At 64.1% G+C, this 24,777-nt stretch carries 26 protein-coding genes; 11 read left to right on the top strand and 15 right to left on the bottom strand.

The features are described 5' to 3' along the window. Window positions 1-50 precede the first annotated feature (50 nt). From gmhB to glyQ, 3 genes are read right to left on the bottom strand one after another with little or no spacing between them, the layout of a single operon-like run. Window positions 51-578 (bottom strand): D-glycero-beta-D-manno-heptose 1,7-bisphosphate 7-phosphatase, encoded by a 528-nt coding sequence (gene gmhB / locus ACNFIC_RS08315; RefSeq protein WP_138220801.1) that lies wholly within the window; start codon window positions 576-578, stop codon window positions 51-53. A 3-nt stretch (window positions 579-581) separates the two neighbouring features. Continuing rightward, the gene (gene glyS, locus ACNFIC_RS08310) at window positions 582-2,636 is read right to left on the bottom strand and encodes a glycine--tRNA ligase subunit beta (RefSeq protein WP_416780731.1); all 2,055 of its coding nucleotides are present in this window, start codon (window positions 2,634-2,636) and stop codon (window positions 582-584) included. Further along, a complete protein-coding gene (gene glyQ / locus ACNFIC_RS08305; RefSeq protein WP_027592054.1) occupies window positions 2,633-3,580 on the bottom strand; it encodes a glycine--tRNA ligase subunit alpha in 948 nt (315 codons plus the stop codon). Before glyQ ends, glyS begins: the two co-directional genes overlap by 4 nt. A gap of 83 nt (window positions 3,581-3,663) precedes the next feature. On the opposite strand from glyQ, the gene ACNFIC_RS08300 reads away from it, so the two are divergent. Both ACNFIC_RS08300 and ACNFIC_RS08295 read left to right on the top strand, forming a co-directional pair. After that, entirely contained in the window at window positions 3,664-4,215 is a 552-nt protein-coding gene (locus tag ACNFIC_RS08300) for a DNA-3-methyladenine glycosylase I (protein ID WP_416780728.1), read from the top strand. A 41-nt stretch (window positions 4,216-4,256) separates the two neighbouring features. Beyond that, on the top strand, window positions 4,257-5,144 hold the full coding sequence (locus ACNFIC_RS08295; protein WP_416780727.1) for a lysophospholipid acyltransferase: 888 nt from the start codon (window positions 4,257-4,259) through the stop codon (window positions 5,142-5,144). Window positions 5,145-5,264: 120 nt separating this feature from the next. Here the strand turns inward: ACNFIC_RS08295 and ACNFIC_RS08290 are convergent, their stop codons facing one another. From ACNFIC_RS08290 to def, 5 genes are read right to left on the bottom strand one after another with little or no spacing between them, the layout of a single operon-like run. Beyond that, the gene (locus ACNFIC_RS08290; RefSeq protein ID WP_416780725.1) at window positions 5,265-5,573 is read right to left on the bottom strand and encodes a tetratricopeptide repeat protein; all 309 of its coding nucleotides are present in this window, start codon (window positions 5,571-5,573) and stop codon (window positions 5,265-5,267) included. Between the two features lie 11 nt (window positions 5,574-5,584). Then, window positions 5,585-6,958: a Trk system potassium transporter TrkA gene (trkA, locus tag ACNFIC_RS08285; protein ID WP_138221676.1), complete on the bottom strand. Its 1,374-nt coding sequence runs from the start codon at window positions 6,956-6,958 to the stop codon at window positions 5,585-5,587. Between the two features lie 24 nt (window positions 6,959-6,982). Next, window positions 6,983-8,293 carry a 16S rRNA (cytosine(967)-C(5))-methyltransferase RsmB gene (gene rsmB, locus ACNFIC_RS08280; protein ID WP_138221677.1) on the bottom strand — a complete coding sequence of 437 codons (1,311 nt, stop codon included), beginning with the start codon at window positions 8,291-8,293 and terminating at the stop codon, window positions 6,983-6,985. Further along, on the bottom strand, window positions 8,290-9,222 hold the full coding sequence (gene fmt / locus ACNFIC_RS08275) for a methionyl-tRNA formyltransferase (RefSeq protein ID WP_416780722.1): 933 nt from the start codon (window positions 9,220-9,222) through the stop codon (window positions 8,290-8,292). The genes rsmB and fmt overlap by 4 nt, the downstream gene beginning before the upstream one ends. Before the next feature lie 58 nt (window positions 9,223-9,280). Next, window positions 9,281-9,787 carry a peptide deformylase gene (gene def / locus ACNFIC_RS08270; RefSeq protein ID WP_138221679.1) on the bottom strand — a complete coding sequence of 169 codons (507 nt, stop codon included), beginning with the start codon at window positions 9,785-9,787 and terminating at the stop codon, window positions 9,281-9,283. A 208-nt stretch (window positions 9,788-9,995) separates the two neighbouring features. On the opposite strand from def, the gene dprA reads away from it, so the two are divergent. Beyond that, window positions 9,996-11,093 carry a DNA-processing protein DprA gene (gene dprA / locus ACNFIC_RS08265; protein WP_416780719.1) on the top strand — a complete coding sequence of 366 codons (1,098 nt, stop codon included), beginning with the start codon at window positions 9,996-9,998 and terminating at the stop codon, window positions 11,091-11,093. 41 nt (window positions 11,094-11,134) lie between these two features. Further along, a complete protein-coding gene (locus ACNFIC_RS08260; RefSeq protein ID WP_138221681.1) occupies window positions 11,135-11,692 on the top strand; it encodes an L-threonylcarbamoyladenylate synthase in 558 nt (185 codons plus the stop codon). A gap of 256 nt (window positions 11,693-11,948) precedes the next feature. On the opposite strand, the gene ACNFIC_RS08255 is transcribed toward ACNFIC_RS08260, so the two are convergent. Then, window positions 11,949-12,926 (bottom strand): NADPH:quinone reductase, encoded by a 978-nt coding sequence (locus tag ACNFIC_RS08255; RefSeq protein ID WP_416780717.1) that lies wholly within the window; start codon window positions 12,924-12,926, stop codon window positions 11,949-11,951. A 132-nt stretch (window positions 12,927-13,058) separates the two neighbouring features. Between ACNFIC_RS08255 and hemF the strand changes: the two genes are divergently transcribed. Together hemF and aroE are read left to right on the top strand one after the other, a co-directional pair. Next, on the top strand, window positions 13,059-13,970 hold the full coding sequence (gene hemF / locus ACNFIC_RS08250) for an oxygen-dependent coproporphyrinogen oxidase (RefSeq protein ID WP_138221683.1): 912 nt from the start codon (window positions 13,059-13,061) through the stop codon (window positions 13,968-13,970). A gap of 25 nt (window positions 13,971-13,995) precedes the next feature. Then, entirely contained in the window at window positions 13,996-14,820 is an 825-nt protein-coding gene (gene aroE, locus ACNFIC_RS08245) for a shikimate dehydrogenase (RefSeq protein ID WP_138221684.1), read from the top strand. Between the two features lie 46 nt (window positions 14,821-14,866). On the opposite strand, the gene ACNFIC_RS08240 is transcribed toward aroE, so the two are convergent. From ACNFIC_RS08240 to betC, 3 genes are all read right to left on the bottom strand, one after another. Then, on the bottom strand, window positions 14,867-16,432 hold the full coding sequence (locus tag ACNFIC_RS08240; protein WP_416780714.1) for a SulP family inorganic anion transporter: 1,566 nt from the start codon (window positions 16,430-16,432) through the stop codon (window positions 14,867-14,869). A 109-nt stretch (window positions 16,433-16,541) separates the two neighbouring features. Beyond that, a complete protein-coding gene (choX, locus tag ACNFIC_RS08235) occupies window positions 16,542-17,465 on the bottom strand; it encodes a choline ABC transporter substrate-binding protein (RefSeq protein ID WP_416780712.1) in 924 nt (307 codons plus the stop codon). Between the two features lie 14 nt (window positions 17,466-17,479). Further along, window positions 17,480-19,012, bottom strand: coding sequence for a choline-sulfatase (betC, locus tag ACNFIC_RS08230; RefSeq protein ID WP_416780710.1), 1,533 nt, complete (start codon window positions 19,010-19,012; stop codon window positions 17,480-17,482). Between the two features lie 96 nt (window positions 19,013-19,108). Between betC and ACNFIC_RS08225 the strand changes: the two genes are divergently transcribed. Beyond that, the gene (locus tag ACNFIC_RS08225) at window positions 19,109-20,008 is read left to right on the top strand and encodes a choline sulfate utilization transcriptional regulator (RefSeq protein WP_138221688.1); all 900 of its coding nucleotides are present in this window, start codon (window positions 19,109-19,111) and stop codon (window positions 20,006-20,008) included. Window positions 20,009-20,128: 120 nt separating this feature from the next. Continuing rightward, window positions 20,129-20,461: a DOPA 4,5-dioxygenase family protein gene (locus ACNFIC_RS08220; protein WP_138221689.1), complete on the top strand. Its 333-nt coding sequence runs from the start codon at window positions 20,129-20,131 to the stop codon at window positions 20,459-20,461. Window positions 20,462-20,572: 111 nt separating this feature from the next. On the opposite strand, the gene trpA is transcribed toward ACNFIC_RS08220, so the two are convergent. After that, the gene (gene trpA, locus ACNFIC_RS08215; RefSeq protein ID WP_138221690.1) at window positions 20,573-21,382 is read right to left on the bottom strand and encodes a tryptophan synthase subunit alpha; all 810 of its coding nucleotides are present in this window, start codon (window positions 21,380-21,382) and stop codon (window positions 20,573-20,575) included. Beyond that, window positions 21,379-22,596 (bottom strand): tryptophan synthase subunit beta, encoded by a 1,218-nt coding sequence (gene trpB / locus ACNFIC_RS08210; RefSeq protein ID WP_138221691.1) that lies wholly within the window; start codon window positions 22,594-22,596, stop codon window positions 21,379-21,381. Before trpB ends, trpA begins: the two co-directional genes overlap by 4 nt. 224 nt (window positions 22,597-22,820) lie before the next feature. On the opposite strand from trpB, the gene ACNFIC_RS08205 reads away from it, so the two are divergent. Continuing rightward, window positions 22,821-23,717, top strand: a complete 897-nt coding sequence (locus tag ACNFIC_RS08205; protein ID WP_416780707.1) for a LysR family transcriptional regulator — start codon at window positions 22,821-22,823, stop codon at window positions 23,715-23,717. On the opposite strand, the gene ACNFIC_RS08200 is transcribed toward ACNFIC_RS08205, so the two are convergent. Beyond that, window positions 23,714-24,037 carry a DUF883 family protein gene (locus ACNFIC_RS08200; RefSeq protein ID WP_138221693.1) on the bottom strand — a complete coding sequence of 108 codons (324 nt, stop codon included), beginning with the start codon at window positions 24,035-24,037 and terminating at the stop codon, window positions 23,714-23,716. The two genes, ACNFIC_RS08205 and ACNFIC_RS08200, sit on opposite strands and share 4 nt — an antisense overlap. Before the next feature lie 153 nt (window positions 24,038-24,190). On the opposite strand from ACNFIC_RS08200, the gene ACNFIC_RS08195 reads away from it, so the two are divergent. Both ACNFIC_RS08195 and ACNFIC_RS08190 read left to right on the top strand, forming a co-directional pair. Next, window positions 24,191-24,406 carry a dodecin gene (locus ACNFIC_RS08195; RefSeq protein WP_042121737.1) on the top strand — a complete coding sequence of 72 codons (216 nt, stop codon included), beginning with the start codon at window positions 24,191-24,193 and terminating at the stop codon, window positions 24,404-24,406. Between the two features lie 105 nt (window positions 24,407-24,511). Continuing rightward, window positions 24,512-24,748: a DUF1161 domain-containing protein gene (locus tag ACNFIC_RS08190; protein ID WP_416780704.1), complete on the top strand. Its 237-nt coding sequence runs from the start codon at window positions 24,512-24,514 to the stop codon at window positions 24,746-24,748. Window positions 24,749-24,777 lie beyond the last annotated feature (29 nt).

Here is a 24,777-nt window from a genome sequence, read left to right as displayed (position 1 = left end):
TGCGGGGCAATGCCCGCCTAAGGAAAGTGCGCCACACAGGCGCGCTTCTTTTAAATAAGTGCTCTGGCGATAGCCGCCAGATCGTCGAAAATCAGTGTGTTTTCCGGGACGCCTTTTTCCAGGGTCCGCTCACCCTTGCCGGTTTTCACCAACACAGGTTGTGCATCGACGGCCAGCGCCGCCTTCAGGTCACCTTGGCTGTCGCCTACGAACCATACGCCAGCCAGCTCAACCTGATAGTGCTCGGCGATTGCCCGCAGCATGCCGGGTTTGGGTTTGCGGCATTCGCAACCTTCGTCCGGGCCGTGCGGACAATGCACGATGTAGCCGACCTCCCCGCCCTGTGCCGCCACCAACTCGCGCAGGCGCGTGTGCATGGCTTGCAGGGTGGCGAGGGGGTAATAGCCGCGTGCAATGCCAGACTGGTTGGTGGCCACGGCCACCGTCCAGCCGGCTTTGCTCAACTGCGCGATGGCCTCGATCGAGCCGGGGATGGGGATCCACTCTTCCAGCGACTTGATGTAGGCGTCGGAGTCGAAGTTGATCACTCCGTCTCGATCGAGAATCAGCAGTTTCAAGGCTTACCCCAGCAGCGAAATGTCGGCCACGCCCAGGAACAGACCGCGCAGGCGGCTGAGCAGGGCATAGCGGTTGGCTCGCACCTTGGCGTCTTCGGCGTTGACCAGCACCGCTTCGAAGAAGGCATCGACCGGGTCGCGCAGGGCGGCCAGGCGCGTGAGCGCTTCGTTGTACTGACGCGCGGCGGCCATCGGTTGCACGGCCTGGTCGGCCTGCTGGATGGCCGAGTACAGCGAGAACTCGTTGGCGTTGTCGAAGTACTTGGGCTCGACCTGCTCGGAGATGGCGCCGTCGGCCTTGCTCAACAAGTTCGACACGCGCTTGTTGGCTGCCGCCAGGGCCTCGGCTTCGGGCAGTTTGCGGAACGCCTGAACGGCCTGCACACGCTGGTCGAAGTCCAGCGGCGAGCCGGGCTTGAGGGCACGTACGGACAGGTAGGTGGCAACATCGATGCCTTCGTCTTCGTAGCGCGCGCGCAGACGGTCGAAGATGAACTCCAGCACCTGCTCGGCCAGGCCCGTGGCCTTGACCTTGGCACCGAACTGTTTGACCGCGAACTCGACGGTGGTGCTCAGGTCCAGGTCCAGTTGCTTGTCGATCAGGATACGCAGCACGCCGAGGGCCGCGCGGCGCAGCGCGTACGGATCCTTGCTGCCGGTGGGCAGCATGCCGATGCCGAAGATGCCGACCAGGGTGTCGAGCTTGTCGGCGATGGCCACGGCAGCGCCGGTCAGCGTCTGCGGCAGCTCCGCACCGGCGCCACGCGGCATGTACTGCTCGTTCAGGGCCAGGGCGACGTCTTCCTGCTCGCCGTCGTTGAGGGCGTAGTAGTAGCCAGCCACACCCTGCATTTCAGGGAACTCGCCGACCATCTCGGTGGCCAGGTCGCACTTGGACAGCAGGCCGGCACGGCCGGCGTTGGCTGCGCTGCCGCCGATGTACGGGGCAATGAACGCGGCCAGCTTGGCAACGCGCTCGGCCTTTTCGAACACGGTGCCGAGTTGGGCCTGGAAGACCACGTTCTTCAGGCGCTCGTTGAAGCTTTCCAGCGGTTGCTTCTTGTCCTGCTTGAAGAAGAACTCAGCGTCGGTCAGGCGCGGGCGCACGACTTTCTCGTTGCCCAGCACGATCTGCTTCGGATCGCGGCTCTCGACGTTGGCCACGGTGATGAAGCGCGGCAGAAGCTTGCCTTCGTTGTCCAGCAGGCAGAAGTACTTCTGGTTGTCCTGCATGGTGGTGATCAGGGCTTCCTGCGGTACGTCGAGGAAACGCTCCTCGAACGAGCACACCAGTGGCACTGGCCATTCGACCAGGGCAGTCACTTCATCCAGCAACGCCGGTGGCACGATGGCGGAGCCTTCCTGCTGCATGGCCAGCTCTGCGGTGCGCTTGCTGATCAGTTCGCGACGCTCGGCGAAGTCGGCCAGCACGTAGGCCTTGCGCAGGTCTTCGACGTAATTGGCCGGGGCACTGATGGTCACGCTTTGCGGATGATGGAAGCGATGGCCACGGGATTCACGGCCAGCTTTCTGCGACAGCAGGGTGCAGTCGACCACCTGCTCGCCCAGCAACATCACCAGCCATTGGGTCGGACGCACGAACTCTTCACGGCTGGCCGCCCAGCGCATGCGCTTGGGAATTGGCAGGTCGTTGAGCGAATCTTCGACGATGGTGGGCAGCAAGCTGGTGGTGGCCTTGCCGGGGATGTGCTGCGAGAAGCGCAGTTTCGGGCCGCTCTGGTCGATCTCCGACAGCTCGACGCCGCATTTCTTGGCAAAGCCCAGGGCCGCTTGGGTCGGCTGGCCTTCGGCGTTGAAGGCGGCCTGCAGGGGGGGGCCGTCGATGTTGATGCTGCGATCCGGCTGCTGCACGTCGAGTTGACGGATCAGCACGGCCAGGCGACGCGGTGCGGCATAGAACTGCTTGCCGGTGTAGTTCAGGCCGGCCGCTTGCAGGCCTTTTTCGATGCCGGCGAGGAACGCCTCGCCCAGGGTTGCCAGGGCCTTCGGTGGCAGCTCTTCGGTGCCCAGTTCAACCAGGAAATCTTGAGCACTCATTGTGCAGCCTCCAGCTTAGCCAACACTTCGTCACGCAATTCAGGGGTGGCCATCGGGAAGCCCAGGCGTGCACGGGCTTGCAGATAGCTCTGGGCGACGTCACGGGCGAGCGTACGTACGCGCAGGATGTAGCGCTGGCGCTCGGTCACCGAGATGGCGCGGCGGGCGTCCAGCAGGTTGAAGGTGTGCGAAGCCTTCAGGACCATTTCGTAGGTCGGCAGCGGCAGCTCCAGCTTGATCAGGCGGTTCGCTTCGCTTTCGTAGAAGTCGAACAGTTCGAACAGCTTCTCGACGTTGGCGTGCTCGAAGTTGTAGGTCGACTGCTCCACTTCGTTCTGGTGGAACACATCGCCGTAGGTGACCTTGCCGAACGGGCCGTCGGCCCAGACCAGGTCGTACACCGAGTCGACACCCTGGATGTACATGGCCAGTCGTTCCAGGCCGTAGGTGATTTCACCGGTGACCGGATAGCACTCGATACCGCCGACCTGCTGGAAGTAGGTGAACTGCGTCACCTCCATGCCGTTCAGCCAGATTTCCCAGCCCAGGCCCCAGGCGCCGAGGGTCGGCGATTCCCAGTTGTCTTCGACGAAGCGGATGTCGTGAACCAGCGGGTCCAGGCCGATGGCTTTCAGCGAGCCGAGGTAGAGCTCCTGGAAGTTGGCCGGGTTCGGCTTGAGCACGACCTGGAACTGATAGTAGTGCTGCAGGCGGTTGGGGTTTTCGCCATACCGCCCGTCGGCGGGGCGACGGCTGGGCTGCACGTAGGCGGCGTTCCAGGTCTCGGGGCCGACGGCGCGCAGGAAGGTCGCGGTATGGAAAGTGCCGGCGCCTACTTCCATATCGTAGGGCTGAAGCACCACACAACCTTGAGCCGCCCAGTAGTTCTGCAGGGCGAGGATCAGGTCTTGGAAGGTACGCACGGCTGGCGTAGGCTGGCTCACGAAATTCACCTGTATCTGGGGATGCGGATGTAAAGAGCGGGAGTATAACCCGATTCGCCTCGCCCTCTACTCATTGGAGCCTTATGCCGCGCTGCTTTTGGTGTTCCGACGACCCGTTGTACCAGGCTTACCATGACCACGAGTGGGGAACGCCGCAGCGCGACCCGGCGTTGCTCTTCGAGATGCTTTTGCTCGAAGGGTTCCAGGCGGGGCTCTCGTGGATCACCGTGTTGCGTAAACGCGAGCGCTACCGCGAGGTGATGTACGGCTTCGACCCGGTGCAACTGGCGGGCATGAGCGATGCGCGCATAGAAGAACTGATGCTCGACCCCGGCATCATCCGCAACCGCCTCAAGCTCAAGGCGGCGCGGCGCAATGCGCAGGCCTGGTTGGCTGTGGATAACCCCGCGCAATGGCTGTGGTCGTTCGTGGGTGGCGCGCCAAAGGTCAATCACTTCACTGGTCGCAGCGATGTACCGGCGGTGACCGACGAGGCCAAGGCCATGAGCAAGGCCTTGCAGAAAGCTGGCTTTACCTTCGTCGGCCCGACCATCTGCTACGCCTTCATGCAGGCTACCGGCATGGTCATGGACCACACCACCGACTGCGATCGCTACCCCGCGCTGGCGCGCTGACGGGGTACAATGCGCGGCTTGCAGATATAAGGAATCGGCCTGTGGAAAAATTCAAAGGCGCCCTGATGGTCGGGGTGCTGCGACTGTTCGCCAAGCTGCCCTGGGGCGCGGTGCAGCGCGTCGGCGCCGGTATCGGCTGGCTGATGTGGAAAATCCCCAACAGCTCGCGCAACGTGGTGCGCATCAACCTGGCCAAGTGCTTCCCCGAGATGGACCCAGCCGAGCGCGAGCAACTGGTCGGACGTGCGCTGAAGGATATCGGCAAGTCGTTCGTCGAGAGCGCCTGCGCCTGGATCTGGCCGCCGCAGCGCTCGCTGGAACTGGTCAAGGAAGTGCACGGCCTGGAGGTGCTGGAGCAGGCCCTGGCTTCGGGCAAGGGCGTGGTCGGCATCACCAGCCATCTGGGCAACTGGGAAGTGCTCAACCACTTCTATTGCAACCAGTGCAAACCGATCATCTTCTACCGCCCGCCGAAGCTCAAGGCGGTGGATGACCTGCTGCGTGAGCAGCGCGTGCAGATGGGTAACCGCGTGGCGCCTTCGACCAAGGAGGGCATCCTGAGCGTGATCAAGGAGGTGCGCCGTGGCGGCCAAGTAGGGATTCCCGCCGACCCAGAGCCGGCCGAGTCGGCTGGGGTGTTCGTGCCATTCCTCGGCACCCAGGCGCTGACCAGCAAGTTCGTGCCGAACATGCTCGCCGGTGGCAAGGCGGTGGGTGTATTCCTGCATGCGTTGCGCCTGCCGGATGGCTCGGGCTTCAAGGTGTTCCTGGAAGCGGCGCCCGAGGCCATGTACAGCACCGATGTAAATGAATCGGCAGCAGCCATGAGCAAGGTGGTCGAGCGCTATGTGCGTGAGTACCCGAGCCAGTACATGTGGAGCATGAAGCGCTTCAAGAAGCGCCCGGCGGGCGAGGCGCGCTGGTACTGAGATTCTTGGGGGCGCTTTGCGCCCCTTTCGCGGCACAAGGCCGCTCCTACACAGGTGAGCGTGATCCCCTGTAGGAGCGGCCTCGCGCCGCGATGGGCTGCAAAGCAGCCCCCGGCAATCTCAAGCTTTGTTCAGTTTCCTGAGAAACACCGTCATCTCTTTCTCGGCCTGCTTGTCCCCATGCGCCTGCGCCGCCTCGATCCCCTCCTCCCAGGCCTTGCGCGCCCCAGCCACATTCCCCTGCAACTGATACGCCTTGCCCAGCAGCTTCCACGCCGCCGAATACTTCGGGTCCTGTTGCACGCAACTGGCCAGATGCAGCGCCGCTTCGGCGCCGTTGCCTTCGTCCAGCCAGGCTTTGCCCAGGCCGAAACGTAGCAGTGGGTTATCCACACCCTTGGCCAGCATCTTTTCCAGCGACTCGCGCATGGGGTTTCTCCTCAGAAGAAGCTCAGGCCGACGTGGAACAGCTTCTCCACATCGCGGATATGCTTTTTATCCACAACGAACAGGATCACATGGTCGCCTGACTCGATCAGCGTGTCGTCGTGGGCAATCAGCACCTCGTCCTCGCGGATGATCGCGCCAATGGTAGTGCCTGGCGGCAGGGCGATGTCCTCGATGGCCTTGCCCACCACTTTGCTCGACTTCGCGTCACCATGGGCCACTGCCTCGATGGCCTCGGCCGCACCGCGGCGCAGCGAGTGTACGCTGACGATATCACCGCGACGCACGTGGGCCAGCAAGGTGCCGATGGTGGCCAGCTGTGGGCTGATTGCGATGTCGATCTCGCCGCCCTGCACCAGGTCCACGTAGGCCGGGTTGTTGATGATGGTCATCACCTTGCGCGCACCCAGGCGCTTGGCCAGCAGCGATGACATGATGTTGGCCTCGTCGTCGTTGGTCAGGGCCAGGAAGATGTCGGCGTCGGCGATATTCTCTTCGAGCATCAGGTCCCGGTCCGAGGCGCTGCCCTGCAACACCACGGTGCTTTCGAGGGTGTCGGAAAGCTGGCGGCAGCGCGCCGGATTCATCTCGATGATCTTTACCTGGTAGCGGCTCTCGATGGCCTCGGCCAGGCGCTCGCCAATCTGTCCGCCACCGGCGATGACTACCCGCTTGTTGGTCTCGTCGATGCGCCGCAGTTCGCCCATCACGGCGCGGATATCCTTGCGCGCGGCAATGAAGAACACTTCGTCGTCGGCCTCTATCACCGTGTCGCCACGCGGCGTAATCGGTCGGTCGCGGCGGAAGATCGCCGCCACGCGGGTATCGACGTTCGGCATGTGGGCGCGGATCTGGCGCAGTTGCTGACCCACGAGCGGGCCGCCGTAGTAAGCCTTGACCGCCACCAGTTGAGCCTTGCCCTCGGCGAAGTCGATCACTTGCAGGGAGCCGGGGTGCTCGATCAGCCGCTTGATGTAGTTGGTCACCACCTGTTCGGGGCTGATCAGCACGTCCACAGGGATGTGGTCGTTGTCGAACAGCTCTTCGCGGGTGAGGTAGGCCGATTCGCGCACCCGGGCGATTTTGGTCGGGGTGTGGAACAGCGAATAGGCGACCTGGCAGGCCACCATGTTGGTCTCGTCGCTGTTGGTCACGGCCACCAGCATGTCGGCGTCGTCGGCCCCGGCCTGGCGCAGAACCGTCGGCAGTGAGCCGCGGCCTTGCACGGTGCGGATGTCCAGGCGATCGCCCAGGCCACGCAGACGGTCGCCATCGGTGTCGACCACGGTGATGTCGTTGGCCTCGCTGGCTAGGTGTTCTGCCAGCGTACCGCCCACCTGCCCTGCGCCGAGGATGATGATCTTCATCGGCTATTCCCTACCTTCTTGTTCTTATCCGCGCGAAGCGGCGATCTTGATCAGCTTGGCATAGTAGAAACCGTCGTGGCCGCCTTCCTGGGCCAGCAACTGGCGGCCATGCGGTTGGCGCAGGCCGGCGTCGGTGGCCAGGTCAAGCTCGCGGGCACCGGGGGTGCGGGCGAGAAACGCGTCGATCACTTCGGTGTTCTCCGTCGGCAGGCTCGAACAGGTGGCATACAGCAGCATGCCGCCCACTTCCAGGGTTGGCCACAGGGCATCGAGTAGTTCACCTTGCAATGCGGCCAGGGCCGGGATGTCCTCGGCCTGGCGGGTCAGCTTGATGTCCGGGTGACGACGAATCACCCCGGTGGCTGAACAGGGTGCGTCCAGCAAAATGCGTTGGAACGCCTTGCCATCCCACCAGCTGGCGGTGTCGCGTGCGTCGCAGGCGATCAGTTCGGCGTCCAGTTGCAGACGCTCGAGGTTCTCACGCACGCGTGTCAGGCGCTTGGCTTCCAGGTCGATGGCAACCAGATGCGCCAGGCCCGGTTCTGCTTCGAGCAAGTGGCACGTCTTGCCGCCAGGGGCACAGCAGGCGTCGAGCACGCGTTGGCCGGGAGCCAGTTCCAACAGGTCGGCAGACAGCTGCGCAGCTTCGTCCTGCACACTCACCCAGCCTTCTGCGAAGCCAGGCAGGCTGCGCACGTCGCAGGCTTCGGCGAGCACGATGCCGTCACGGCTGAACGAGCAGGCGCGGGCTTCGATAGCGGCCTCGGCCAGCAGCGCCAGGTAGGCGTCGCGGCTATGCTGGCGTCGGTTGACCCGCAGGATCATCGGCGGGTGGGCGTTGTTGGCCGCGCAAATGGCCTCCCATTGCTCGGGCCAGAAGGCCTTGAGCGACTTCTGCAGCCAACGTGGGTGGGCGGTGCGTACCACTGGGTCGCGCTGCATGTCGGCGAGCAGTGCTTCACCCTCGCGCTGGGCGCGGCGCAGCACGGCGTTGAGCAGGCCCTTGGCCCATGGCTTCTTCAGCTTGTCAGCGCAGCCGACGGTTTCGCCGATGGCCGCGTGCACGGGAATGCGGGTGTAGAACAACTGGTACAGACCCACCAGCAGCAACGCCTGAACATCGGCGTCAGCCGCTTTGAACGGCTTTTGCAGCAGTTGCGCGGCCAGCAGGTCCAGGCGCGGCTGCCAGCGGGCGGTGCCGAAGGCCAGGTCCTGGGTGAGGCCACGGTCGCGCTCATCGACCTTGTCCAGTTGCGCCGGCAATGAGCTGTTCAGCGAGGCCTTGCCGCTGAGCACAGCGGCAAGGGCACGGGCGGCGGCCAGGCGTGGGTTCATTGGCCGAGCACCTTGCCACTGGCGAACTTCTCGCGGCGGCTGTTGAACAGGTCGCTGAAGGCCAGGGCCTTGCCGCCAGGCAGTTGCAGACGGGTCAGGCTCAGGGCGCCCTCGCCACAGGCGACGACCAAGCCGTCCTTGCTGGCAGACAGGATCTCGCCCGGGGTGCCCTGGCCTGTGGACAAGTCGGCAGCCAGCACCTTCACGCTTTCACCGTCGAGGCTGCTATGGCACACCGGCCACGGGTTGAAGGCGCGCACCAGGCGCTCCAGCTCCACGGCCGGACGGCTCCAGTCGAGACGCGCTTCGTCCTTGTTCAGCTTGTGGGCGTAAGTGGCCAGAGCATCGTCCTGGACTTCGCCTTGCAGCGAACCCTCGGCAAGACCGGCGATGGCCTGTACCACGGCACTAGGGCCCATGGTCGCGAGGCGGTCGTGCAACGTGCCGCCGGTATCGTCGGCGTTGATCGGGGTGACCACCTTGAGCAACATGGGGCCGGTGTCCAGGCCCGCTTCCATGCGCATTACGGTTACGCCGCTCTCGGCGTCGCCGGCCTCCACGGCGCGCTGGATCGGCGCAGCACCGCGCCAACGCGGCAGCAGCGAGGCGTGGCTGTTGATGCAGCCCAGGCGCGGGATATCCAGCACCACCTGGGGCAGGATCAGGCCGTAGGCCACCACCACCATCAGGTCGGGCTTGAGTGCGGCAAGTTCGGCCTGAGCATCGACATTGCGCAGGGTCTGCGGCTGGTACACCGGGATGTCGTGGGCCACGGCCAGCGCCTTGACGGCGCTTGGCATGAGTTTCTGGCCACGTCCGGCGGGACGGTCCGGCTGGGTGTAGACGGCCACGATCTCGTACGGGCTGTCTAGCAGGGCCTTGAGGTGTTCGGCGGCAAACTCTGGAGTGCCTGCAAAGACGATGCGCATGGAGTTCTCGCTGCAAAAAGAAAAAGGCTTGCCGGAGCAAGCCTTTGGAAGGGGGCGATCAGGCTTGCTGGCGGTGCTGCTTTTCCAGCTTCTTCTTGATCCGGTCGCGTTTGAGTTGAGACAGGTAGTCGACGAACAGCTTGCCGTTCAGGTGATCGAACTCGTGCTGCACGCACACCGCCAACAGGCCTTCGCATTCCAGCTCGTAAGGCTTGCCGTCGCGGTCCTGGGCCTTGACCCGTACGCGCAGCGGGCGATCGACGTTCTCATAGAACCCCGGCACCGACAGGCAGCCTTCCTGGTACTGGCCCATGTCGTCGGTCAGTTCCTCGACCGTGGGGTTGATGAAGACGCGCGGTTCGCTGCGGTCTTCGCTCAGGTCCATGACCACCACCTGCTGGTGGACGTTCACCTGGGTGGCGGCCAGGCCAATGCCAGGAGCTTCGTACATGGTTTCGAACATGTCGTCGATCAGCTGGCGCAGGGCGTCGTCGAACACCGTGACCGGTTTGGCAATGGTGCGCAGGCGCGGATCGGGGAATTCGAGGATGTTCAAGATGGCCATAGGCGTCAGGCAGTCACTGTGCGGTCGGTTGAAAACTGAGCACACATAATAAAGGTAAACGCTTGGCAAGGCACCTGTGAAAGCTCGGCTAGGGTGTGAGAGGACCGTTCATAGCCCATTCGATGGACAGGTTTTCAAAGCGTTATCAACATAGTTATCCACAGCTTGTGCCGCAGGAGTGGCCGCTGTGCGATCAAGGAAGATGCCTATGCCAGCACACCATTCGTCGCCTTGCGCGCCAGCCGAACTGGAAGCGCGATTGCGTCTACATCGCCTGCCAGAAGTCGGTCTGCGGCGTTTCAACACCCTCATACACGCCTTCGGCAGTGCTTCGTCGGCCCTCAGCGCGCCGGCCAGCGCATGGCGTTCACTCGGTATACCGGCAGCCAGTATAGACGCCCGGCGCAGTGCGCAAGTGCGAGACGGTGCATTGGCTGCGATGGCCTGGATAGAGGGCCCGGGCCAGCATTTATTGATGTGGGACGGCCCTGGCTACCCACCTTTGCTGGGTGAAATCGACGATCCGCCGCCCTTGTTGTTCGTGGCAGGCGACCCCTCGTTACTGGAGCGTCCACAGTTGGCGATCGTTGGCAGCCGGCGTGCGTCACCCCCGGCACTGGACACCGCTGGCGCCTTCGCGCGACACCTCGCCCAGGCCGGCTTCACCATCACCAGCGGGCTCGCTCTGGGTGTGGATGGTGCCGCTCATCGGGGCGCCCTGAGCGCCGGTGGGCACACCATCGGGGTGCTCGGCACCGGCTTGCAAAAACTTTATCCACAGCGCCACCGTGACCTTGCGCGAGCGATGATCGACAGCGGCAGCGCGTTGGTTTCGGAGTACCCGCTCGATGCCGGGCCGCTGGCCGGCAACTTCCCTCGGCGTAACCGCATCATCAGCGGCATGTCCCTGGGTGTGCTGGTGGTCGAGGCGAGCCTGGCCAGCGGTTCGTTGATCACCGCCCGGCTTGCAGCCGAGCAAGGGCGCGAGGTGTATGCGATTCCCGGGTCCATCCACCACCCCGGCGCCAAGGGCTGCCACCAGTTGATTCGTGACGGTGCACTGCTGGTCGAAAGCATCGAGCAGATCCTCGAAAGCCTGCGCGGCTGGCAGAACCTGCCAGCCGCGGCTGTGGACAACCCTGGCCATCCCCTGCTCGCGCTGTTGCACGCTGCCCCACAGACCAGCGAAGGCCTGGCTCACAGCAGTGGTCAGCCGCTGGCCCAGGTGCTGGCCAGCCTCACCGAACTGGAGCTTGAAGGGCGGGTCAGCAATGAAGGTGGACGTTGGTTTGCCAGGGCCGGCTAAGTACACTGCGCGCACGGTGTTTAAATGCGGAGAGACGCAAAATGGTGAGCAGTTTTCGTGTGCAACAAGCCGCACGTGAGATCCGGGCGGGCGCAGTCATCGCCTACCCAACGGAAGCGGTCTGGGGCTTGGGCTGCGACCCGTGGAACGAAGACGCGGTGTATCGCCTGTTGGCGCTAAAGTCGCGGCCTGTGGATAAAGGCCTGATTCTGGTCGCCGACAACATTCGCCAGTTCGATTTCTTGTTCGAGGACTTTCCCGAGGACTGGATCGAGCGCATGAGTGCTACCTGGCCAGGCCCCAACACCTGGCTGGTACCGCACCAGGACCTGTTGCCCGAGTGGGTGACTGGCCAGCACGACACCGTGGCGCTGCGGGTCAGCGATCACCCCCAGGTACGCGAGCTATGTGCATTGGTCGGGCCGCTGATCTCTACTTCCTGCAACCCCGGCGGGCGACCGGCGGCGAAAAGCCGCTTGCGGGTCGAGCAGTATTTCCATGGTCAGCTGGACATGGTGCTCGGCGGTGCGTTGGGCGGGCGCAAGAACCCGAGCTTGATTCGCAACCTGGCGACCGGTGAGGTTGTGCGACCGGGTTGATACTTATCCACAGTTCTGGACAGGGAGCGCTGAAAGGCGCGCCCTACAAGCTTTTACGTTTGTGCTTCAACCGGCTGACCGCCCCGAATGGGGATAAGAACAAGCCCAAAAAATAAAGGCCGCGTAAGCGGCCAAAGGGTAAGGATGCACTCGCCCGGATAACTTGAAACTCAGCCGGCGCACCAGCACAACCTCAGCTCAAAGAGCTACGCTTGCGAACCGGCTTGGTCAAGCTAGGAACCTTACTCTCGCAAACTCAAGGCAGCAAAACAGTCGACCCCACCGTGCGCCGCGCCGACAGCTCGCTCTGCGCCTTGGCCGCTTCGCTCAGCGGATACCGCTGCTGGATATCCACCACCAGCTTGCCACTGGCGATCATCGCGAACAGGTCATCGGCCATGGCCTGGGTGTTCTCGGCGTTGTTGGCGTAGGTCGCCAGCGTTGGCCGGGTGACGTACAGCGAGCCCTTCTGCGACAGGATGCCGAGGTTGACCCCAGTCACCGCGCCAGAGGCGTTGCCAAAGCTCACCATTAGCCCACGGGGTTTCAGGCAGTCTAGCGAGGTGAGCCAGGTATCGGCGCCAACGCCGTCATACACCACCGGGCATTTCTGGCCGTCGGTCAGTTCCAGCACACGCTTGGCGACGTCTTCACGGCTGTAGTCGATTGTGGCCCAGGCACCCAGCGCCTTGGCGCGCTCGGCTTTCTCGGGCGAGCTGACGGTACCGATCAGTTTCGCGCCTAGGGCCTTGGCCCACTGGCAGGCCAACGATCCGACGCCGCCGGCCGCTGCGTGGAACAGGATGAAGTCGCCCGGTTGCACCGCGTAGGTCTGCTTGAGCAGGTACTGGGTGGTCAGGCCCTTGAGCATCACCGCCGCTGCCTGCTCGAAGCTGATGCTGTCGGGCAGCTTTACCAGATTGGCCTCAGGCAGCGTGTGGACTTCGCTATAGGCGCCCAGCGGGCCGCCAGCGTGGGCCACACGGTCGCCCACCTTCAGACGGGTGACGCCCTCGCCCACCGCTTCGACGACCCCAGCGGCCTCGGTGCCCAGACCCGACGGCAGTGCGGGCGGTGCGTACAGCCCGCTGCGGAAATAGGTATCGATGAAGTTCAGGCCAATCGCATGGTTGCGCACACGCACCTGTTGCGGACCGGGTGGCGCCGGGTCGAAGTCCACGAGCTGCAGTACTTCCGGGCCACCATGCTGGTTGAACTGGATTCGCTTGGCCATCACTCACTCCTGTCGTCGGCATTGGAAAGGCCTTCTATCGGACGCCTTTGCTTGATCGCCGTCAACTGCGGCGCGGGGTTTGCCGGTGGTATGCTGTGCGGCGAATTTTCCACGCTCCGTCCAGGTGATCCGATGACCAGCCGCACCGAGGCCGTAAAAGCCTACCTGCTCGACCTGCAAGACCGCATCTGTACAGCCCTCGAACACGAGGACGGCGGCGCCCGCTTCGTCGAGGACGCTTGGGTGCGTGAAGCGGGCGGCGGCGGGCGTACCCGGGTGATCGGTGACGGCAAGGTGATCGAAAAAGGCGGCGTGAACTTCAGTCACGTGTTCGGCGCAGGCCTGCCCCCTTCGGCCAGCGCGCACCGCCCGGAGCTGGCGGGGCGTGGTTTCGAGGCTCTGGGCGTGTCGCTGGTGATCCACCCGCACAACCCGCATGTGCCGACGTCCCACGCCAATGTGCGGTTCTTCATTGCCGAAAAAGAAGGTGAAGAGGCGGTGTGGTGGTTCGGCGGCGGCTTCGACCTGACCCCGTACTATGGCCATGAAGAGGACTGTGTGCACTGGCACCGCGTTGCCGAGCAGGCCTGCGCGCCGTTCGGCGCCGACGTGTACCCGCGCTACAAGGCCTGGTGCGATCGCTACTTCCACCTCAAGCACCGTGGCGAGCCGCGTGGCATTGGCGGGCTGTTCTTCGATGACCTGAACGAATGGGACTTCGACACCTGCTTCGCCTTCATCCGCGCCATCGGCGATGCCTATGTCGAGGCTTACCTGCCGATCGTCCAGCGCCGCAAAGATACCCCGTATACCCCGCAACAGCGCGAATTCCAGGAATACCGGCGCGGGCGCTACGTGGAATTCAACCTGGTCTATGACCGTGGCACCTTGTTCGGCTTGCAGTCCGGGGGGCGTACCGAGTCGATCCTGATGTCGCTGCCGCCGCAGGTCCGTTGGGGCTACGACTGGAAGGCCGAACCCGGCAGCGAGGAAGCGCGCCTGACTGAATACTTCCTGCAAGATCGCGACTGGCTGGCCCAGTAAGCCTGTGGATAACCAAGGAGTCGTCATGGACCAGTACGTCGTTTTCGGCAATCCCATTGGCCACAGCAAGTCGCCGTTGATCCACCGCTTGTTCGCCGAGCAGACCGGCGAGCAGCTCGAGTACGCCACGCTGCTGGCGCCGCTGGATGATTTCAGCGATTGTGCCCGGGGCTTCTTCAAGCAAGGCAGCGGTGCCAACGTCACCGTGCCGTTCAAGGAAGAGGCCTATCGCCTGTGTGACAGCCTCACCCCGCGGGCGCAGCGGGCAGGCGCTGTGAACACCCTGAGCAAGCTGGCCGACGGCACGCTGCAAGGCGACAACACCGATGGCGCGGGGCTGGTGCGCGACCTGACGGTGAACGCTGGGGTGTCGCTGGCCGGCAAGCGCATTCTGATTCTGGGTGCCGGCGGCGCGGTGCGCGGTGTGCTGGAGCCGATCCTGGCGCACCGACCGCAATCGCTGGTGATCGCCAACCGCACGGTGGAAAAAGCCGAGCAACTGGCGCGTGAGTTCGATGCCTTGGGGCCGGTGGTGGCCAGCGGGTTTGCCTGGTTGCAGGAACCGGTCGATGTGATCATCAACGCCACCTCGGCGAGCCTGTCCGGTGAGCTGCCGCCGATCGCCGACAGCTTGGTCGAGGCCGGGCGTACGGTGTGCTACGACATGATGTATGCCAAGACGCCTACGCCGTTTTGCGAATGGGCGACCCGGCTGGGTGCGGCCAAGGTGCTCGATGGGCTGGGGATGCTGGCCGAGCAGGCGGCTGAAGCGTTCTTCATCTGGCGCGGGGTGCGGCCTGAAACCGGGCCGGTGCTGGATGAGCTGCGCCGGCAGCTAGCGCGCGCCTAAGCAGACTTCTCAGGGCCGCTGTGCGGCCCTTCGCGAGCGGTCTCGATCAATCTGTAAAACGGATCGGGCAACCTTGCACCCCTTCCAGCTTCTGCAACTCTTCCACCACCTGCGCGCGTGCGCCCTGCAGCGTCAGGCTGCCGCCTTGGCGCATCAAGCGTCGCGCCTCGCGGTGCAGCATGTCCACGCCCGAGTAATCGATGAAGTTCACCTGCCGCGCATCGATCACCACATGCGGCCCCTCGCAACGCTGCAAACATACCTGCAAGTAATGTGCGGCGCCGAAGAAGATCGATCCACCCACGCGCAGCACATCCGCCTGCCCTTCCCGGCTCTGCTGCACCCGTGGCCGCGAGGTGCGCTTGAGGTAGAAGAACAGCGACGCCAGCACTCCGGCGTAGATCGCCGTTTGCAGTTCCAGTAGCAGGGTCGCGGCGGCGGTCAGTGCCATCACCACGAACTCCGAACGGCTGACCCGGAACAACGCGCGGATGCCGCGATGGTCGACCAGCCCCCAGCAGATCAGCAGGATGCTACCGGCCATCGCCGGGAGCGGCAGGTGGGCGATCAGCCCGGCGCCGACCAGCGCGAACAGCGCCACCCACAGTGCCGAGAACACCCCGGCCAGCGGAGAGCGTGCCCCGGCTTCCAAGCTAAGGCCCGAGCGGGTGAAGGACCCAGCGGACAGGTAGCCGGAAAAAAACGCCCCGGCGATGTTCGACAGGCCCTGTGCGCGGATTTCCTGATCTGGATCGATCAGCTGTTCCGAACGCGCCGACAATGAGCGCGCGATCGACAGGCTCGTCACCAGCCCCAGCATACCCACCGCCACCGCGCTGGGCAGCAGGCGCAGTATCAGTTCCAGGTCCAGCAACGGCAGCGGGCTGAACGGCGGGAGCTGGCCGGTGAACGCCGCCACCCTGGGCACATGGCCGAAGTAACCCGGCAACAACCAAGCCCCCAGGCTTACCAGCAGCAAGCTGATCAACAGGCTCGGCCAGCGTGGACGCCAGAGCTTGAGGGCGACGCCGATCACCAGCGTGGCCAGGCCCAGCGCAAGCGACGGCAGGTCCACTTCGCCGACATGCCCGGCCAGGTCCTGCACGGTTTTGAGCGCTGTGGCCTGGCTTGGCAGGTCCAGGCCCAGCAGATTGGGCAGTTGGCCAAGGGCGATGACGATCGCTGCGCCAAGGGTGAAGCCGAGCACTACCGAATGCGAGACGAAATTGACCAAGGCCCCGAAGCGCAGTAGCCCCAGCAGCAGTTGGAAGGCGCCGCCCAGCAAGGTCAGCAGCAGCACCAGCGTCACATAGTCGGCGCTGCCGGACACCGCCAGCGGGCTGATGCTGGCGTAGAGCACGATGGAGATGGCCGCCGTTGGCCCGCAGATCAGGTGCCAGGACGAGCCCCACAGGCAGGCGATCAGCACCGGCACGATGGCGGCGTACAGGCCGTATTCGGCGGGCAGGCCGGCGATCAGCGCGTAGGCGATCGATTGTGGCAGGGCCAGGATGGCGCCGCTCAGACCCACCAGCAGATCCTGGCGCAGGCTGCGGCCCGATTGACGGGGGAGCCAGGTGAGGAAGGGCAGCAGGTGGTCTAGACGTGGCATGGGTGTTCCTGGTTCGAGATCGCAGGCGAGGGCTCTGCCCTCGTTTCGCGGCACAAGGCCGCTCCTACAGGGTAATGCGCACACCTGTAGGAGGCCTAGCAGACGAAACTCAGAGTTTGGCTTTTACTGCCGCTGTTGCATCGCCATCGGCCTTGGTCGTCACCCCGGCCAGCCAACCCTCCAGTACCTGTGGGTGCGCCTTGACCCAGGCCTTGGCCGCGTCGTCGAAACTCACTTTTTTATCCACAACCTCGGCCATGATGGCGTTTTCCATGTCCAGGGTGAACGTCAGGTTGCCCAGCAGCTTGGCGGCATTCGGGCAGGCTTGTGGATAACCCTTGCGGGTCAGGGTGTACACCTCACCCTGGCTGCCGAACCACTGCTCGCCGCCGGTCAGGCAGTGCATCTTCAGCTTCACGTTCATCGGGTGCGGGGTCCAGCCCAGGAACGTGATGAACTGCTGTTTCTTCACTGCCCGGTCCACCTGCGTCAGCATCGCCTGCTCACTGGACTCCACCAGCTTCCACTGGCCCAGCCCGAACTGATTGTTGTCGATGATCTCTTTCAACGATAGGTTGGCCGGCGCGCCGGAGCCGATACCGTAGAGCTTTTTGTCGAACTGTGCGGCGTGTTTTTGTAGGTCGGCGAAGTCCTTCACCCCGGCGTCCCACACATAGTCCGGTACCGCGAGGGTGAATTCGGTACCCTTCAGATTGCGCGACAAGCGCTGCACATCGCCGGTGGCGACGAACTTGTCATGGAAGCCCTGCTGCGCCGGCATCCAGTTGCCGAGAAAAGCATCTACCCGGCCGTCTTTAAGGCCGCCATAGATGATCGGTACGGCGAGGCTGTCGACCTTCACCTGATAGCCCAGGCTTTCCAGAAGCAGGCGGGCTATGGCGTTGGTGCTGGCGATATCGCTCCAGCCGGGGTCGGCCAGCTTCACGGTGCTGCATTGCGCGTCGCTGTCGGCGGCATGGGCGGTGCCCAGGCCCAGGGCCAGGGCGATCACTGCGGTGGAGAACTTCTGCATGGCGGCCTCTCTGCTCAATCCAGGGGTGCGGGCTGTGGATAACGTGCCTTGCGCTCGAGGTCATCGAGATCGATATGGTTGCGCATGTACTGTTGGCTGGCGTCCACCAACGGTTGATGGTCCCAGCTTTTCAGCTTGCCGATGGCCAGTGCCTCGGCCACCAGGCGGCGGCGCCGTTGGCTTGCCAACACCTGCTGGCGCAGGCTGGGGATATCCCAGCGCTGGCGTGCCTCATCGACAAATGCCTGCAGCAGCGCTTGGTGGTCTGGGCTGCCGGTGAGGTTCTCCCGCTCGTGCGGGTCGCGGCTCAGGTCGAAGAGTAGGCATGGGTCGTCCTCGCTGTACACGAACTTGTAGGCGCCACGGCGGATCATCATCAGCGGGCCGAGCGTCCCCTCGGCCATGTACTCGCCAATCACCTCGTCATGCCCGCCCTGCCCTTGCATGTGACCGAGCAGCGAGCGGCCATCCAGGTGCAGTTGTTTATCCACAGCGCCGCCGGCCAGTTCCACCAGGGTGGGCAGCAGGTCGCAGGTGGACACGTTGGCGCTGACCCGCGCGGGTCTGAAGCGTTGCGGCGCGTGCACCAGCAGCGGCACCCGGGCCGACATCTCGAACCAGTGCATCTTGTACCAGAGCCCACGCTCGCCGAGCATGTCGCCGTGGTCGCCGGAGAACACGATCAGCGTATCGTCAGCCAGGCTGCATTCTTCGAGAGTGCGCAGCAACTGGCCGATGTTGTCGTCGATGTAGCTGCACGCACCGAAGTAGGCGCGGCGGGCGTCGCGGATTTTATCCACAGGCAGGGCCTTGTCCCACAAGTCGTAGACCTTGAGCAGGCGTTTTGAATGCGGGTCTTGCTGGTGCTGGGGGATTTCGTCGCACGGTAGTGGAATATCCACAGCCTCGTACAAGTCCCAGTAGTGTTGGGGAATGCTGTACGGGTCATGGGGATGGGTCATCGACACGGTCAGGCAGAATGGCCGGTCATCGCCTTGGCGCACGTGGTCGTACAGGTACTGGCGAGCCTTGAACACCACCTCCTCGTCGAAATCCAGTTGGTTGGTGCGCACGCAGGGCCCGGCTTGCAGCACCGACGACATGTTGTGGTACCAGCTCGGGCGCACGTGTGGCTCATCCCAGCTCACCGCCCAGCCATAGTCGGCCGGGTAGATGTCGCTGGTCAGACGTTCTTCGTAGCCGTGCAACTGGTCGGGGCCGCAGAAGTGCATCTTGCCCGACAGCGCCGTGCGGTAGCCGAGGCGACGCAGGTAGTGGGCATAGGTGGGCACGTCGGCGGGAAAGTCGGCGGCATTGTCGTAGGCGCCGATGCGGCTTGGCAGTTGGCCGCTGACCAGGGTGAAGCGCGACGGCGCGCACAGGGGGCTGTTGCAGTAGGCGGCGTCAAATACTACCGCCTGCTCGGCAAGCCGGGCCAGATTAGGCATCTTGATCGGTGACGGGGCGTAGATCGGCAGCAGCGGCGCGGCCATCTGGTCGGCCATGATGAACAGGATGTTGGGTCGCTTCACTGGTGTGCCTTCCATCTTCGATTGTTATGGGGAGTGCTTGCAATCGAGCATGCTGCTGTGGATAAAGGCGGTAAAGCCCATGCCGGGCAATGAGTGGGATTAGCCCAGCTTATGTATGACCACCTCGCTGACTTGTCGCTCGACACCGTGCGCGTATTCGAAGCCGCCGCCCGCCTGCGTGGTTTCACCGCCGCTGCGCTCGAACTGGGCACCACACAGCCGGCGGTGAGCCAGCAGGTCAAGCGCCTGGAAGTGCAATTGGGTACCCGGCTGTTCGACCGCATCTACCGAGGCATCGAGCTGACCGAGGCAGGCCAGGTGCTGTTCGAGCAGGTGCAACAAGGCTTGCAGGCCCTGGACGAAGGGGTGGCGCAGGTCAGTGGGCGTGGCCAGCGCGAGGTATTGCAGGTGGCCACTGATTTCGCCTTCGCCGCGTTCTGGTTGATGCCCAGGCTGCAACGTTTTCACGCAGCCTATCCGCACGTGGATGTGAGTCTGGTGACCGGTGAGCGCAGCCAGGGCATGTTGCGCCCGGACATCGACGTGGCGGTGCTGTTCGGCGATGGGCGCTTTCACCAAGGTGAGCCCCGATGGCTGTTCGACGAAGAGGTGTTTCCCGTCTGCAGCCCGCGTCTGATCCGTGACAAACCCTTGTCAGCCGTGGCCTTGCAACGGTTGCCGTTGCTCCATCTGAAGGGCGAGCAGGCCAGCCGCTGGTTCGACTGGGCTGGGGTGTTTCGAGGGCTGGGTGTGGATAGCCCGCCGCCTGCCGGACAACTGCGGTTCGACAACTACACTCTGCTGATCCAGGCGGCAATCGCCGGACAAGGCGTGGCGATTGGCTGGGCACACCTGGTAGACGGCTTGGTTGAGCAAGGGCTGTTGTGCCGCCCGTTGGAGGGCAGTTTGCGCTCGACACGCGGGTATTACGCGGTGCTGCCGCCGCGTAAGCGGCGCGGGGCGTTGATCGAGCGGTTCGTGGATTGGCTGGAGCAGGAGCGTGGGTCGTAACTGGGGTTGCTGCGCAACCCACCGTCGGGACCGCGCCAGACTTTTCATGTGGGAGCGAGCTTGTCCGCGAAGCAGACAACGCCGATGCTAAGGCAAAACGCTGTCTAAACAGGAGCCACCGTGCAAAGGATCAAGGGTTACCACGCCCACGTGTACTACGACGCATCGACCATGGAGCAGGCCCGCGAGCTGTGCGAAGAGGCGACGCGGCTGTTTGGCGTGAGCATGGGGCGTATGCACCAGAAACCGGTCGGCCCGCACCCGGACTGGAGCTGTCAGCTGGCCTTCGGCCCGGAGTTGGTGGGCGTGGTGTTGCCGTGGCTGGCGCTGTATCGCAAAGGGCTGGTGGTGTTCTTGCACCCGCTGACGGGCGATGAGTTGGCCGATCACCGCGACCATGCGATCTGGATGGGCGCGGTCAGGCCGCTGGACCTGTCGATTTTTGCAGGTTAGGCCTACACCGGCCAGCCAGTTGCTTTGCGATGCTTCGCGGGCAAGCCCGCTTCCACAGAGGCGCGCCTAGCTTCAAGCTGGCGCTGCACGCGTGGGAGCGGGCTGGCGCTGCTAGCGCCGCGCGCCGCGCACACCTTCAGCCAGCGCCGAGCACAGGCTCAGCACGTCGTCGACAGCCTGGTCAGCGTCCTTGGCCTGGGCGATCTTGTCGACCAGCGCCGAACCCACCACCACGCCATCGGCCAGGCGCGCGATGGCCGCCGCTTGCTCGGGCGTACGGATACCAAAACCGACGCTCACCGGCAGGTCGGTGTGGCGGCGCAGCCGGGTGATCGCTTCGGTTACCTGTTCGGTCGTTGCCGAGCCTGCACCGGTGACGCCTGCCACCGACACGTAGTAGACGAACCCGGAGCTACGCTCCAGCACACGCGGCAGTCGCGCGTCGTCAGTGGTCGGGGTGGTCAGACGGATGAAGTCGATACCAACGGCCTGGGCCGGGGTCGCCAGCTCGGCGTCGTGCTCCGGCGGCAGGTCGACGATGATCAGGCCATCGACGCCAGCGGCTTGCGCCTCGGCGACGAACGCTTGCACACCGAAACGGTGGATCGGGTTGTAGTAACCCATCAGCACGATCGGCGTGGTCTGGTTGTCGACGCGGAATTCACGCACCATTTTCAGGGTCTTGGCCAGCGTCTGGCCCGCTTCCAGGGCGCGTAGGGTGGCCAGTTGGATGGCCACGCCATCGGCCATCGGATCGGTGAAGGGCATGCCCAGCTCGATTACGTCGGCACCTGCGGCGGGCAGGCCCTTGAGCACGCGCAGCGAGGCGTCGTAGCCTGGGTCGCCGGCGGTGACGAAGGTGACCAGGGCCGCGCGGCCTTCGGCTTTCAGTTCGGCAAAGCGTTGTTCGAGACGGCTCATGCCTGTTTCTCCTGGGCGGCCATGTGGGTCATCACGGTTTGCATGTCCTTGTCGCCACGACCGGACAGGCAGATCACCATCAGGTGGTCCTTGGGCAGGGTCGGGGCGCGCTTGATCGCCTCGGCCAGGGCGTGGGCGCTTTCCAGCGCCGGGATGATGCCTTCGAGGCGGCAGCAGGTGTGGAAGGCGTCCAGGGCCTCGTCGTCGGTAATGCTGACGTACTCCACGCGCTTCACTTCATGCAGGTAGGCGTGTTCCGGGCCGATGCCGGGGTAGTCCAGGCCAGCGGAGATCGAATGCGCGTCGGTAATCTGGCCGTCGCCGTCTTGCAGCAGGTAGGTGCGATTGCCGTGCAGCACGCCAGGTACGCCACCGTTGAGGCTGGCCGCGTGCTTGTCGGTGCTCACGCCGTGGCCGCCGGCTTCGACGCCGATGATGCGCACGCTGGCGTCGTCGAGGAACTCATGGAACAGGCCCATGGCATTGGAGCCGCCGCCGACGCAGGCGATCAGGCTGTCGGGCAGTCGCCCTTCCTTCTCGTGCAACTGGGCGCGGGTTTCCTTGCCGATGATCGACTGGAAGTCGCGGACCATCGCCGGGTACGGGTGCGGGCCGGCCACGGTGCCGATCAGGTAGAAGGTGTCGTCGACGTTGGTGACCCAGTCGCGCAGGGCCTCGTTCATGGCGTCTTTCAGCGTGCCGGTGCCGGCGGTGACGGGCACGATCTCGGCGCCCAGCAGCTTCATGCGGAATACGTTGGCCTGTTGGCGCTCGATGTCGGTGGCGCCCATGTAGATCACGCAGGGCAGGCCGAAGCGCGCGGCCACGGTGGCGGTTGCGACACCGTGCATGCCGGCGCCGGTCTCGGCGATCAGGCGCTTCTTGCCCATGCGCTTGGCCAGCAGCACTTGGCCGATGCAGTTGTTCACCTTATGCGCGCCGGTGTGGTTGAGTTCTTCACGCTTGAAGAAGATCTTCGCGCCGCCGCAGTGTTCGGTCAGGCGTTCCGCGAAGTACAGCGGGTTGGGACGGCCAATGTAGTCGCGCTGGAAGTAGGCCAGTTCTTCGAGGAACGTAGGATCGGCCTTGGCAGCTTCGTACTCGCGGGCCAGGTCCAGCACCAGCGGCATCAGGGTTTCGGCCACGTAGCGGCCGCCGAACGCGCCGAACAGGCCGTTGGCATCTGGGCCGGCGCGATATTGGGTCTGGGTCATGGGACGCTCCATAGGCGGTGTAAGGGGTTGGTACCGTGTTGGCTTCTTCGCGGGCAAGCCCGCTCCCACAGGATCGAGGTCATCCTCAGGTTTACACCTTCCCTGTGGGAGCGGGCTTGCCCGCGAAGAAACCAACACCGTCGATGGGCTTTACTCTAACTAGCGCACGCTGTCATGAAAACCGATAAGATTGCGCAAACCTGTCAGAAAAACTCACAAGTAAAATGGCCCACGACCTTCCCCCGCTCAACGCCTTGCGCGCCTTTGAGGCGACTGCCCGGCTCAACAGCGTCAGCCAAGCTGCCGAAGCGCTGCACGTGACCCATGGCGCGGTAAGCCGGCAGATCAAGGTCCTTGAAGAGCATCTGGGTGTGGCGCTGTTCGTCAAGGACGGGCGTGGCGTCAAACTCACAGATGCCGGTATTCGTCTGCGCGATGCCAGCTTCGAGGCGTTCGACCGCTTGCGCGGCGTCTGCGCCGAGCTATCGCGGGACGCGTTCGAGGCGCCCTTCGTGTTGGGCTGCTCTGGTAGCTTGCTGGCGCGCTGGTTCATACCCCGGCTCGGACGCTTGAAAGCCGACCTGCCAGAGTTGCGCCTGCACCTGTCAGCCGGCGAAGGCGACCTCGACCCGCGCCGCCCTGGCCTGGACGCGTTGCTGGTGTTCGCTGAGCCGCCGTGGCCGGCAGACATGCAGGTGCATGTGCTTGCCGAGGAACGTATCGGCCCAGTGCTGAGCCCGCACTTCGAAGGCTACGATCGTTTGAAAGCCGCGTCAGCCGAGGCATTGCAGCAAGAAGTGGTGCTTCATACCACGTCCCGGCCGCAAGCCTGGCCGACATGGGCAGAGCAGAATGGGTTGGCAGGCGATGTGCTCGAGTACGGCCAGGCCTTCGAGCATCTGTACTACCTGTTGGAGGCAGCGGTCGCAGGCCTGGGGGTGGCCATCGCGCCACAGCCGCTGGTGGCGGACGACCTGAAGGCCGGGCGTTTGGCCGCGCCCTGGGGCTTTTCCCCTACCCGCGCGGCCTTGGCCCTGTGGGTGCCTCGGCGCGCTGCCGATGGGCGCGCAGAACGCCTGGCGCAGTGGCTGCGCCAGGCGCTTGCGCAGCAAGCTGGTTAGTTGCGGCGACACATCAGGTAGGCGGCCAACAGGCCTAGGGCGCCAACGGCCACACCTGCGGTGGTCCAGGGATGCTGCTGAGCATAGTCACGGGTGGCGATGCTGGTTTCGCGGGTGCGGGTCTTGACCTCTTCGTAGGCATCGCTGAGCAGGCTGCGCGAGTGCTTGAGGGCGTTCTCGGCATTGCCGCGCAGCGCCTTCATGGTTTTGTGGGACTCTTCCGAGGCGTCATGCTTGAGGTGCTCCAGTGCCTTGAGCAGGCTCTCGATCTCCGCTTCCATGCTTTCCAGCGAGGTCTTGCGCAGCGAGTTGTGGGCCATGGTGACTCTCCTTCGCAGTGAATGGGTGTAATGGTTGCGACTACACCGCCTGCCGAAAGTGCGATCGAACTTTGCAGGGCCAAGTGTGCTCGCAGGTAAACCAGGCCTGCGCTGCTAGGCTCAACTGACGGTTCACGCAAAAGGAGAGCGCTCATGTCCGATCATCACACCTACAAGAAAATCGAACTGGTGGGATCCTCGCCGACCAGCATCGAGGATGCGATCAACAATGCCCTGGCTGAGGCCGGCAAGAGCATCAAGCACCTTGAGTGGTTCGAAGTGGTCGATACGCGCGGGCACATCCGCGATAACAAGGCTGCGCATTTCCAGGTGACGCTGAAGGTGGGTTTCCGTATCGCCAACAGCTGATCGAGATCCGGGCTGGCTTTGCCCGGCGCGATGGGGTAATTAGCCAGAGGGGGGCGCAGCGGCTGCGCCCTTTTCGACTTTCTATCTGTACAAGGAATGCGCTAGATGAAGAAGTTGATCGTTGCGATGGGGCTGATGGCACTGGCGGGCGGGGCTTTGGCGGCGGGCAAGCCGTGCGAGGAACTCAAGGCGGAAATCGCCGCTAAGCTCGATGCCAAGGGGGTCACAGGGTATTCACTGAAGATCGTCAACAAGGGTGAAGTGGCCAAGGGTGAAGTGGCGGGCAAGGTCGTCGGCACCTGCGAGGCAGGGACCAAGGAGATTGTCTACAAGCGCAGCTAAGCTGCAGCGCTCTTCGCGGGTATCCGCCC

It is taken from the genome of Pseudomonas sp. NY15463 (genome assembly GCF_048068415.1).
Taxonomy (GTDB): domain Bacteria; phylum Pseudomonadota; class Gammaproteobacteria; order Pseudomonadales; family Pseudomonadaceae; genus Aquipseudomonas; species Aquipseudomonas mosselii_C.
The sequence above is the reverse complement of the archived record's forward strand: the minus strand, read 5'-3'. Positions and strand labels throughout refer to the sequence as shown.